This is a genomic window from Streptococcus sp. A11, assembly GCF_043674225.1.
GTDB lineage: Bacteria > Bacillota > Bacilli > Lactobacillales > Streptococcaceae > Streptococcus > Streptococcus suis_V.
On record NZ_JBIMJS010000009.1, the window covers coordinates 1 to 11,750 of the forward strand.

Consider the following 11,750-nt stretch of genomic DNA (forward strand, 5'->3'; position numbering starts at 1 on the left):
AGGTAAGTCCGGGGGAGTGAAAGAGTCTGGGGATAGACTCTTTCAGCTGGTCGCCTAGAAATGTGAGAGCGACCATACGCCCTCGCTTGACAACAAGAGAGCGAGGTTAGCCTACGGATAGGCTATTCTAGCCCTTGCCCAGAAATACGAAAGCAAGGCAGTTGAGTGGACTGTTTTAGCCCTCGCCCAAAAACGAGAAAGCGAGGTAAGTCCGGGGGAGTGAAAGAGTCTGGGGATAGACTCTTTCAGCTGGTCGCCTAGAAATGTGAGAGCGACCATATGCCCTCGCTTGACAACAAGAGAGCGAGGCAGCCTGCGGATAGGCTATTCTAGCCCTTGCCTAGAAATACGAAAGCAAGGTAGTTGAGGGGGACTGTTTTAGTCCGAGCTTGAAAACTGGAAAGCGAGGTAAGTCCGGGGGACTATTTTAACCCGAGCCCAGAAATTCGATAGCGAGGCCAGGGGAAGTTTGTCTACCGACAAACCCTATCTCCAACCTTCAACAGTTCCCCAAACTGTTGAAGTCCGATCTCGAAATCGTAGAGTTAGGTAACTCTACTTGAATTAGAAGTCTCGGGGTTCTGGTCAAAGAATAGTAAAGAGCTGGCTTGCCAGCTCTTTTGACCATTCTGATAAAATAAAAAATATTTGTGAATTTTGATTATAAATCCTATGTTTATTTCAGGATTTTTGGTACAATATTTATAATAGAAAGAAATAAGTGCAATATGATTTCAGCAAAGAACATTGAGCAGGCCTATTCTGTTCTCAAAAATGTGGTGGTTAAGACACCGCTAGATTATAATCGTTACCTGTCAGAGCGTTATGGAGCCGATATTTATATCAAACGGGAAAACGAGCAGCGGGTCCGTTCCTTCAAGATTCGAGGGGCTTATTACGCTATTTCCCAATTGACGGATGCGGAAAAAGAGCGAGGGGTTGTCTGTGCTTCAGCGGGCAACCATGCCCAGGGAGTAGCCTATACCTGCCAGGAAATGCAGATTCCTGCTACAATTTTCATGCCCATTACAACGCCGCAGCAGAAGATTGGTCAGGTCAAGTTCTTTGGTGGGGAATTTGTGGATATTCGCTTGGTGGGTGATACCTTTGATGAATCGGCTCAGGCTGCTCAAGACTATACCCAGGAAAGTGGAAAAACCTTCATCGATCCCTTTGATGATGATAATGTTCAGGCAGGTCAGGGGACTGTTGCCTACGAAATCTTGGACGAGGCCCAGGAACAATCGATTGATTTTGATCAGATTTTGGTTCCCGTTGGTGGTGGCGGTCTGATTGCAGGTGTTTCGGCTTATTTGAAGGAACAGGCACCAGGCATCAAGATTGTAGGTGTTGAGGCTAGCGGAGCACGTTCGATGAAGGCTGCTTTTGATAAGGGAAGACCTGTTAAGCTGGCTGAAATTGACAAGTTTGCGGACGGAATTGCTGTTCAAAAAGTCGGTGCAAGCACCTACGAAGTTGCTCGTAAACATGTAGACAAGCTGATTGGTGTTGATGAAGGTTGGATTTCAGAAACCATTTTGGACCTTTATTCTAAATTGGGAATTGTCGCTGAACCGGCTGGTGCTGCGACTATTGCTGCACTTGAGGTTGTCAAGGACCAAATCAAGGGGCAGACCATCTGTTGTATCATTTCAGGTGGTAACAATGACATCAACCGCATGCCAGAAATGGAAGAACGAGCTCTGATTTACGAGGGAATCAAGCATTATTTCGTCGTCAATTTCCCCCAACGGCCGGGTGCCCTGCGCGAATTTGTAAACCATATTCTCGGACCGAATGATGATATTACACGGTTTGAGTATATCAAGCGGGCCAATAAGGGAACAGGTCCAGTTCTCATCGGGATTGCTTTGGGCGATAAGAATGACTATGCGGACTTTATTCAGCGCTTGGAAGATTTTGACCCACAATATATTAATTTGCACGAAAATGACTCACTCTATAAAATGTTGGTGTAAGATGTTAGCTTAGGAGGTTATTATGGCACCTATATTGTTTATGTTTACTCTCTTATTCGTCCTGCTTCTGGCCTTGATTTTGATTATTTCTGGCCTCTATGTGGTCAAGCAGCAGACGGTGGCTATTGTCGAGCGGTTTGGTAAGTACCAAAAAACGTCTACCTCAGGGATTAACTTTAAAATTCCTTTCGGTGTGGATGTCATTGCAGCTCGTATTCAGCTTCGGATGTTGCAAAGTGAAATCGTGGTTGAGACAAAGACCCAGGATAACGTATTTGTGACCATGAATGTGGCGACCCAATACCGGGTCAATGAAAATAACGTCACAGATGCCTACTACAAGCTCATGCACCCAGAGGCTCAAATCAAGTCCTATATTGAGGATGCCCTGCGCTCATCTGTGCCTAAATTGACTCTGGATGAATTGTTTGAGAAAAAAGATGAGATTGCCCTGGAAGTGCAGAAGCAGGTGGCAGAAGAGATGTCCACCTACGGCTACGTCATTGTCAAGACCCTGATTACCAAGGTTGAGCCAGATGCAGAGGTTAAGCAATCCATGAACGAAATCAACGCAGCCCAGCGGAAACGGGTTGCGGCCCAAGAATTGGCAGAGGCAGACAAGATAAAAATTGTCACTGCTGCAGAGGCAGAAGCTGAAAAAGACCGCCTGCACGGTGTGGGTATTGCCCAACAGCGTAAGGCTATTGTTGACGGTTTGGCAGATTCTATCCGTGAATTGAAAGATTCCAACGTCAGCATGTCAGAAGAGCAGATTATGTCTATCTTGTTGACCAACCAATACTTGGATACCTTAAATAATTTTGCACAAGGAGGTAATAATACAATCTTCTTACCGGGCAATCCGGAGGGTGTTGAAGACATTCGCACTCAAATATTGTCAGCTCTTTCTGTCAAATAATTGGTAAAAACCGAATACTTTACTTGACAAAATGAGCATAGCTGTATTATACTTAATTGCACGAATAAAAAGGAAAGGGGTTTCTCATGACTAGTTACGAAAAAGTTGCCGCAGTTGTAAACTGGGTACGTGAAAAGAAAATCACTGGTTACCGTATCAGTAAAGAGACCAACGCTCGTGAAATGTCAGTTATCGCTCTTGCACAAGGACGTGCAAAAATCGACAACATCTCATTCGCGACAGCTTTGGGCTTGATTGATTTTTACGACAAAAACCACAAAAAATTTGAAAACTAATCTAGGTAATCTTACCTAGACAAACAAGAAAGAGAGGTCTATGCCTCTCTTTTTTATTTGAAAAACAGTAAAAAAGCGCAAAAAATCACTACCTGTACTATACTGTAATTGAAATTTTTAAAGTTTAGGTGCTAGAACTGTTGCCTCAGTCCTAGCGCCTTTTCTTTTTGATTTTAGTTGAGTATAATACCGCAATCGGGGGAATAGAGTAGGATGGAAAAAGGGGGCCAACAAGATGTACCCTGAAAGCAGTGACTCCCAGGCTTCATACTGTGGCAACAGGGGCCTGGTTTGCTTTGAAGTGTATTGGAGTCCAAAAAAATACCAGCTAGAGCTGGTATCAAAGCTTAACCGAGAAAACGTTTCAAGAATTCTTTGGTTCGTTCTTCTTTTGGATTTTCGAAGATTTGTTGAGGTGTGCCTTCTTCGGCGATGACGCCCTTGTCCATGAAGATGACACGGTCTGAAACGTCGCGGGCAAATTCCATTTCGTGGGTCACGATGACCATGGTCAAGCCAGACTCGGCCAATTCTTTCATGGTTTTGAGAACTTCACCCACCATTTCTGGGTCAAGGGCAGAAGTTGGTTCGTCGAAGAGAATAACTTCTGGATCGACTGATAGGGCGCGTGCAATGGCTACCCGTTGCTTTTGTCCACCAGAGAGCTGGCTTGGTTTAGCGGCCCAGTATTGCTCGGTCATGCCGACCTTGTTGAGGTTGGCTTTGGCAATTTTCTCTGCTTCAGCGCGGTCACGTTTGAGAACGGTCGTTTGGGCCACGATAGCATTTTCCAAAACATTGAGGTTGTTGAAGAGATTAAAGGATTGGAAAACCATGCCTAATTTCTCACGGTAGGTGGTCAGGTCATAGCCCTTGGCCAAAACGTCTTGACCGTGGTAGAGGATGGTGCCTTCCGTCGGTGTTTCCAAAAGGTTGATAGAACGGAGGAAGGTTGATTTTCCAGAACCGGAAGAGCCGATAATGGAGATAACCTCGCCTTTTTCAACGGTTACTGAAATGTCCTTGAGGACTTGGTTTTGACCGTAGGATTTTTTCAGATTCTTGATTTCCAGGATGGTATTAGACATGTGGAACCTCCTCGATTTGCATTTGGTTGGCACCTGTCGTGTAATTGTCCATATCGAAACGTTTTTCGACAGAACGCAGGATGCGGGTTACAGTGAAGGTCAAGATGAAGTAGATAATGGCAATCACAGTGAAGGTTTGGAAATATTGGTAAGTCTGGGTCGCGACAGTATTTCCTGAGAAATAAAGCTCAACCACAGAGATAACGTTGAGGACAGATGTATCCTTGATATTGATGACAAATTCGTTACCAGTAGCTGGGAGAATGTTGCGGATAACCTGTGGCAAGACAATCTTACGCATGGTTTGATTGTGGGTAAATCCAAGCGCAGTTGCTGCTTCAAATTGCCCCTTGTCAACAGCGAAGATACCACCGCGGACAATCTCACTCATGTAGGCACCAGTGTTGATAGAAACGATGAAAATAGCTGCCAGAGTGCGGTCTAGGTTAAGCCCAAAGGCCTGGGCGGTACCGTAGTAGATAACCATAGATTGTACAATCATTGGGGTACCACGGAATACCTCGATGTAGATATTAATCAGCCAACCGAGAACTTTTTGTCCCATAGCAGCGACCTTGTTTTCAGCTTTTGGAGCAGTGCGGAAGACACCAATCAAAAGACCAATTAGCGTACCGATGATGGTACCCAAGATGGAAATCAAGAGGGTCATACCAGTTCCGCGTAGGAGTTGTTGCCAGTTGTTGACGATGATATTCCAGACCTGTGTAAAGAAGCTTGGTTGCGCGTCGGTTGCTTCTTCGACCGGCTGATTTTCAATCATATTGTCCATCAATGCAACTTGGTCGTCTTCAGAAATGGTCGCAAGGACTTGGTTGACCTGTGCAAGTCGTGCATCATCCTTACGCATACCGACTGCAATGGTCACGTCCTCGGCATTGGTTTCAAAACCTTCTGAAAGCTCGACCATCTTGAAAGCCTTATTAGCAGCCTCAGCGGTACGGCCTTCCGGACGCTCAGACACGTAGGCATCAATAATACCAGCCTCCAGGGCCTGACGAATTTGCGAGAAATCCCCCATGGCTGTCTGCTTGTTTGCGCCTTCGATCTGGTCAATCAGGTCGTAGAGGTAGACACCTTGTTGCGCAGTGATTTTTGCACCTGCAAAGTCAGCCAGTTTGCTGGCTGTTGCATATTGACTATCTGCACGAACTACCAATGTCGGAATGGAAGTGTAGTAGCTGTCAGAAAAGGCGATTTCTTTCTTGCGCTCTTCTGTTGGGCTCATCCCGGCGATGATCATGTCAATCTTACCAGAAGTCAATGCTGGAACCAGACCTTCCCACTTGGTTTTGACCACCAAGAGTTCCTTGTCCATGGATTCTGCAATTTTTTTGGCGATTTGCACGTCGTATCCGTTAGCGTATTGGTTGGTCCCTTCGATAGGGGCAGCACCATTACTGTCGTCTTCCTGGGTCCAGTTGAAAGGTGCATAGGCAGCTTCCATCCCGATACGGAGGTATTCATCTGCACGAACGCCTGTAGTGACTGAAAAAACAGCCAGTATGGTCAGCAGGAAAATACTGAGTTTATGTTTCATAATATCTCCTTATAAAATGTATTGTACCATTGTATAAAAAATTCTGAAAAATTTCAATACGATTGCTTTTTTATTCACAATTATTGTATAAATGTTCTTTGAGCGATAGCATCAAACTATATTTGGCTCTTTGTTTCTCTCATCTTTCGTGGTATAATGTCTAAAGTATCTAGAGCATGATTGGTTTTAAAAAATTAAAAGTATCTTTTATAAAAAAGTCCCTGGTGAGCAAGTTATCTCTTTCCTATGGTATCGCTCGCTGGTCAATGCAGGTTCTTAAAAGGAGTATCCTATGTTTATCGAATTATTGAAAGCCATTTTCTTAGGCATTGTTGAAGGAATTACGGAATGGTTGCCAGTTTCCTCTACTGGTCATTTGATTTTGGTCCAGGAATTTATTCAGTTCAACCAGTCGAATAGCTTTGTGGAGATGTTCAACATTGTTATCCAGTTGGGGGCGATTTTGGCCGTTATGACCATCTATTTCCATCGCCTTAATCCTTTCCAGCCTGGCAAAAGCAAGCGTGAGATTCAGTTGACCTGGCAGCTATGGGCCAAGGTTGTCATTGCTTGTATTCCATCCATCTTGGTGGCCCTGCCCTTTGATAGCTGGTTTGAGGCCCACTTCAACTTTATGGTGCCCATCGCCATTGCCTTGATTGTCTATGGTATTGCCTTTATCTGGATTGAAGAGCGCAATAAGAGAGTCCAGCCTACAGTGACGGACTTGGCGTCCATGCCTTATAAGACGGCTCTGTTTATCGGTCTCTTCCAGGTTTTGGCCATTATTCCAGGGACTAGCCGTTCTGGGGCGACAATTTTGGGGGCCATTATTCTTGGGACCAGTCGTTCGGTGGCAGCTGACTTTACCTTCTTCTTAGCCATTCCTACCATGTTTGGCTATAGCGGGCTCAAGGCGGTCAAGTATTTTATCGACGGCAATACGCTGGATTTTGAACAGGTCTTGATTCTCTTGGTCGCATCGGTAACGGCCTATCTTGTTTCTGTCGTTGTCATCCGGATGCTGACAGATTATGTGAAGAAACATGATTTTACAGTGTTTGGTTACTATCGGATTATCCTGGGGGCCATTCTATTGGTTTATTCTTTCTTGAAGTTTATTTCCTAAAAGCAGGCTGTCCTGCTTTTCTTTTGTTTTTCCGACGGCAATTTAGTATAATGGTGAGAGATTTGTATGAGAATGTGGCCTATTTGTTGGAAAATCTAGGCAGATGTATGAGGTAAGTATGAAAGTAAAACAAATTAGTGATTCGACCTTGAAAATCACTATTCTATTAGATGATTTGGAAGAAAGAGGCATGGAGATTGCGGATTTTCTTATGCCCCATGAGAAGACGGAGGAATTCTTTTATTCTGTTTTAGATGAATTGGAGTTGCCCCTGACATTTCGAGAAAGTGGCATGCTCAGTTTTCGCGTAACGCCCAAGCCTGACAAGGTCGATATTTTTGTAACCAAGTCAGAGATTGATAAGCACATCAACTTTGAGGACTTGGCTGACTTTGACAATCTAGATGAGGTCAGTCAGATGACGCCGGCGGATTTTCTTCAGTCTTTGGAGAAAACCCTGAAAGATAAGAGCGCCTATGACAAGGATGCGGTACAGCGTCTGGCAGATATAGAGGCTGAAGAAGAGGCAGAGCCCTATATCTACTACGTTCTGCACTTTGATCATTTGCACGAAGTGGTTCAATTCGCCCAGGCCATCGATGTGGATTTTGAAGAATCAGAGCTCTACAAGATGAACGATGACTACTTTATGACTGTCCTCTTGGATGTGAGTGACCGTTCCGCAGATTATCCAGATTACCTCCTGTCTAGAATGTTGGAGTACACGGACGACTCTACCGTGACCCGTCCTGTTCTGCAGGAACATGGCCAAGTCTTGTTGCCTCTAGCCGCTGTTGAGGAATTGAAGAAGGTAAGTCTTGCATGATGCCTTTTGCTTTGAAATATGTCCTCATCCTGATTGGAACCTTGATTACCTCGGTCATTCTGACGCCTCTGATCCGTTTTCTGGCTTTTAAAATTGGGGCGGTGGACCATCCAAATGCCCGCAGAATTAATAAGGTACCCATGCCAACGGCTGGTGGCCTAGCTATTTTTATCACCTTTTCGGCTGCGGTTCTCTTCTTTCTACCGCAAATCGTTACCTATGTGAGCCATAAGGGAACCTATTTTGACTACGTTCTTCCCTTGGTTCTGGCGAGTGGTATGGTGGTGGTGACAGGCTTGGTGGATGATATCAAGGAGCTCAGTCCTTTGCCCAAATTCCTTGGGATAACAGCTGCGGCCCTGGTCATTTGGTTCTTCACGGATTTCCATTTTGATGCCTTTAAACTGCCTTTTGGTGGCCCCTATATTGAGTTTCCGACCTGGTTGTCCTTTTTCCTCACCATGCTCTGGATTGTAGCCATTACCAATGCGGTTAATTTGATTGACGGCTTGGACGGGCTGGTTTCAGGGGTATCGATTATTTCGCTGACCACCATGGGCCTGGTTTCCTATTTCTTCCTGGTGGAGAGCGAGATTTATTTGACCTTGACCTTATTTGTTTTGGTTGTTGCGATTGTTGGGTTTCTGCCCTATAATTACAATCCGGCCATTATTTATCTTGGTGATACGGGAGCCCTCTTTATTGGCTTCATGATTGGTGTTTTGTCCCTCCAAGGTCTGAAAAATTCGACCGCTGTAGCTGTTGTGACGCCTATGATTATTCTTGGAGTACCGATTACAGATACGGTTGTGGCCATTATTCGTCGAACCCTGTCGGGCAAGAAAATTTATGAAGCAGACCGGATGCATCTCCACCATCGCCTCCTGTCCCTGGGTTTGACCCATCGGGGAACAGTCTTGGTTATCTATGGGATTTCCTTTTTATTCTCATTGATTTCCCTCTTGTTCAATGTGTCCAGTCGTGTCGGCGGTGTATTGTTGATCTTATCTGCAGGATTTGGCCTGGTTCTCTTTTGTGAACTCATCGGTATTTTCGGTGAAAATCGAACGCCCCTCCTCAATCTTCTGCGCTTTATTGGCAACAGTGGTTATCGACAGGAACGGGTGGCTGACTGGAAAGAAAAACGAATTATTCGGAGAAATCAGAAGAAAGATTAAGTCTAGAAACATGGAAAGAGCCGATTGGCTCTTTTTTTGATATACTATGATAGATACTGTTTATTAAAATTTCCAGACAATGAGATTTTATGTGCGTCAAGGGGGGAGCTGCCTGGGCAGTTTTTCCCAGCATGTATAAGGGACAGGACAGAAAAATAAAGGAGCATACCATGTCAGTATTAGAAATCAAAGACCTTCATGTGGAAATTGAAGGCAAGGAAATCCTCAAGGGTGTCAATTTGACCCTCAAAACAGGTGAAATTGCAGCCATCATGGGACCAAACGGTACCGGTAAATCAACCCTTTCAGCAGCCATCATGGGCAATCCAAGCTACGAAGTGACGCAAGGGGAAGTCCTCTTTGACGGTGTCAATATCTTGGAATTGGAAGTGGATGAGCGCGCTCGTATGGGTCTTTTCTTGGCCATGCAGTACCCATCTGAAATTCCGGGTATTACCAATGCAGAATTCCTCCGTGCAGCTATGAATGCTGGCAAGGAAGACGAGGACAAAATCAACGTCCGCGACTTCATCACCAAGTTGGACGAGAAAATGGAACTCCTCAATATGAAAGAGGAAATGGCTGAGCGTTACCTCAACGAAGGTTTCTCTGGTGGTGAGAAAAAACGCAACGAAATCCTGCAATTGCTCATGTTGGAGCCAACTTTTGCCCTTCTGGACGAAATTGACTCAGGTTTGGACATTGACGCCCTCAAGGTCGTATCAAAAGGCATCAACGCTATGCGTGGCGAAGGTTTTGGTGCCATGATTATCACCCACTACCAACGCCTGCTTAACTACATCACGCCTGATGTGGTCCATGTCATGATGGAAGGTCGTGTCGTCCTGTCAGGCGGCCCTGAATTGGCGCAACGCTTGGAAAAAGAAGGCTATGTTAAGGTAGCTGCTGAGCTTGGCATCGACTACAAAGAAGATGACATTTAAGTCTTTGGAGGAACCTATGACCAAAGAATTGATACAAGAATTTTCACTCCAACAGGCCGAGCCAACATGGTTGACAGACCTACGTTTGGCGGCTTTTGGGAAAATAGCAGAGCTGGACTTGCCAGTTATCGAGCGGGTAAAATTTCACCGTTGGAATTTGGGTGACGGCAGTTTAGCCATCAACGATGCAGTAGGAAACGTACCGGATTTCACAGCTCTAGGTGACAATCCTATGCTGGTGCAAGTCGGTAGCCAGACGCTTTTGGAACAATTACCAGCAGACCTAGTAGAAAAAGGGGTAGTCTTTACGGACTTTACTTCAGCTATGGATGTCATTCCAGATGTCATCGAGAAATACTTGGGCTCAGCAGTAGCCTACGACGAGCACAAATTGGCTGCCTACAATACAGCCTATTTCAACTCGACAGCCGTTCTTTACATTCCGGATAATGTTGAAATTGACCAGCCTGTCGAAGGTATTTTCTACCAAGACGCGACAAGTGGCGTGGCTTTTAACAAGCGCGTACTGATTATCGCAGGCAAGAACACCAAGCTCAATTATTTAGAACGATTTGAGAGCCTTGGCGACGACGCGGTGAAAACCTCTGCCAACATTGTGGTCGAAGTGATTGCCCAGGCAGGAAGCCAGATTAAGTTCTCAGCCATTGACCGCTTGGGGCAGCACCTGGATACCTATTTGACTCGCCGTGCGACCATTGGCAACGATGCCAGCGTGGACTGGGCCATTGGCCTCCTTAACAAAGGAAATGTCGTCGCTGACTTGGATGCAGACCTCAAGGGAAATGGTAGCCATGCTAATCTCAAGGTGGTCGGCCTGTCAGCTGGCCGTCAGGTTCAGGGTGTCGATACCCGCGTGACCAACTACGGCAATAATTCGGTCGGTCATATCCTGCAACACGGGGTTATTTTGGAAAGTGGTACTCTTACCTTCAACGGCATTGGACACATTATTCGTGGTGCCAAGGGAGCAGATGCCCAGCAGGAAAGCCGCGTCCTTATGCTGTCTGACAAGGCGCGTTCCGACGCTAACCCAATCCTTCTCATTGATGAGAATGAAGTCACGGCCGGTCACGCAGCTTCTATCGGTCAGGTGGACCCAGAGGATATGTATTATCTCATGAGCCGTGGTTTGGATCGCGCGACAGCCGAGCGTCTGGTCATCCGTGGGTTCTTGGGAGCTGTTATCACAGAAATCCCAGTCAAGGAAGTCCGCGACCAGATGATTGCTGTGATTGAAGATAGCTTGTCAAAGCGCTAAGATGAAACAAGGAAAGATCCAAGTTACATTAGAACCCCTTGCCAAGTCGGATTGGGATACGTTTATCCTGGCAAATCAAGTATCGTTTAACTTCGGAGCTTTGGAAGAATTAGGAGAACGCCATACCTTCTTCGAGGAGGAAGGCCAGGTCATAGCGCGTGAAACGGTTCTCATGTCTTTGGAACATGGACAAGCCTACTGGATAGTACTGGAAAATCAGCGAGTAGGCGGCCTTGTTCTCATCTTAGATGGTGAACAGGGAGAACTAGAAACCCTGTTTACTTCACCAGAAGTCCATGGCCGAGGCATTGGATTTGCGACCTGGTAAGTGGTGGAAGCGACCTTTCCACAGGTCAAGGTTTGGCAAACCATCACACCTTACTATGACCAACGCAATATCCATTTCTATGTCAATCGATGCGGTTTTCGCATTGTTGAATACTTCAATGCCTTCCATAAAGTAATGTTTTTGGAAGGGAAAGAGGAACAGGATATGCTGGAACAATTTCCACAGGGAGTTTTCCGCTTTGAAAAAAGGATAAAGAAGTGAGGGA

Annotated in this window: 12 protein-coding genes; 10 read left to right on the plus strand and 2 right to left on the minus strand. The window is 45.6% G+C overall.

All coding sequences use genetic code 11. From position 1 onward, the window contains the following. The first annotated feature begins 728 nt into the window (after positions 1-728). The 3 genes from ilvA to ACHBIF_RS06270 all read left to right on the plus strand — a co-directional run bounded on the left by ilvA (position 729) and on the right by ACHBIF_RS06270 (position 3,194). Complete coding sequence (ilvA, locus tag ACHBIF_RS06260) at positions 729-1,979, plus strand: threonine ammonia-lyase IlvA (protein WP_105111537.1); 1,251 nt, start codon at positions 729-731, stop codon at positions 1,977-1,979. Positions 1,980-2,019: 40 nt separating this feature from the next. Continuing rightward, positions 2,020-2,898 (plus strand): SPFH domain-containing protein, encoded by an 879-nt coding sequence (locus ACHBIF_RS06265; protein ID WP_394719450.1) that lies wholly within the window; start codon positions 2,020-2,022, stop codon positions 2,896-2,898. Between the two features lie 86 nt (positions 2,899-2,984). Further along, positions 2,985-3,194, plus strand: coding sequence for a hypothetical protein (locus tag ACHBIF_RS06270; RefSeq protein WP_024391394.1), 210 nt, complete (start codon positions 2,985-2,987; stop codon positions 3,192-3,194). Positions 3,195-3,541: 347 nt separating this feature from the next. Here the strand turns inward: ACHBIF_RS06270 and ACHBIF_RS06275 are convergent, their stop codons facing one another. Both ACHBIF_RS06275 and ACHBIF_RS06280 read right to left on the minus strand, forming a co-directional pair. After that, entirely contained in the window at positions 3,542-4,282 is a 741-nt protein-coding gene (locus tag ACHBIF_RS06275) for an amino acid ABC transporter ATP-binding protein (RefSeq protein ID WP_105111539.1), read from the minus strand. Continuing rightward, positions 4,275-5,840: an ABC transporter substrate-binding protein/permease gene (locus ACHBIF_RS06280; protein ID WP_105160840.1), complete on the minus strand. Its 1,566-nt coding sequence runs from the start codon at positions 5,838-5,840 to the stop codon at positions 4,275-4,277. Before ACHBIF_RS06280 ends, ACHBIF_RS06275 begins: the two co-directional genes overlap by 8 nt. A gap of 292 nt (positions 5,841-6,132) precedes the next feature. On the opposite strand from ACHBIF_RS06280, the gene ACHBIF_RS06285 reads away from it, so the two are divergent. The 7 genes from ACHBIF_RS06285 to ACHBIF_RS06315 all read left to right on the plus strand — a co-directional run bounded on the left by ACHBIF_RS06285 (position 6,133) and on the right by ACHBIF_RS06315 (position 11,746). Further along, entirely contained in the window at positions 6,133-6,969 is an 837-nt protein-coding gene (locus tag ACHBIF_RS06285) for an undecaprenyl-diphosphate phosphatase (protein ID WP_105160839.1), read from the plus strand. Between the two features lie 118 nt (positions 6,970-7,087). Beyond that, a complete protein-coding gene (gene mecA, locus ACHBIF_RS06290; RefSeq protein WP_172068288.1) occupies positions 7,088-7,795 on the plus strand; it encodes an adaptor protein MecA in 708 nt (235 codons plus the stop codon). Continuing rightward, on the plus strand, positions 7,792-8,973 hold the full coding sequence (locus ACHBIF_RS06295; RefSeq protein WP_172059647.1) for an undecaprenyl/decaprenyl-phosphate alpha-N-acetylglucosaminyl 1-phosphate transferase: 1,182 nt from the start codon (positions 7,792-7,794) through the stop codon (positions 8,971-8,973). Before mecA ends, ACHBIF_RS06295 begins: the two co-directional genes overlap by 4 nt. Before the next feature lie 170 nt (positions 8,974-9,143). Continuing rightward, positions 9,144-9,917: a Fe-S cluster assembly ATPase SufC gene (gene sufC / locus ACHBIF_RS06300; protein ID WP_105111544.1), complete on the plus strand. Its 774-nt coding sequence runs from the start codon at positions 9,144-9,146 to the stop codon at positions 9,915-9,917. Positions 9,918-9,933: 16 nt separating this feature from the next. Then, a complete protein-coding gene (sufD, locus tag ACHBIF_RS06305; protein ID WP_394719357.1) occupies positions 9,934-11,196 on the plus strand; it encodes a Fe-S cluster assembly protein SufD in 1,263 nt (420 codons plus the stop codon). A 1-nt stretch (position 11,197) separates the two neighbouring features. Further along, on the plus strand, positions 11,198-11,524 hold the full coding sequence (locus tag ACHBIF_RS06310; protein WP_394719359.1) for a GNAT family N-acetyltransferase: 327 nt from the start codon (positions 11,198-11,200) through the stop codon (positions 11,522-11,524). A gap of 3 nt (positions 11,525-11,527) precedes the next feature. Further along, positions 11,528-11,746 (plus strand): hypothetical protein, encoded by a 219-nt coding sequence (locus tag ACHBIF_RS06315; protein WP_394719361.1) that lies wholly within the window; start codon positions 11,528-11,530, stop codon positions 11,744-11,746. The last annotated feature ends 4 nt before the right edge of the window (positions 11,747-11,750 follow it).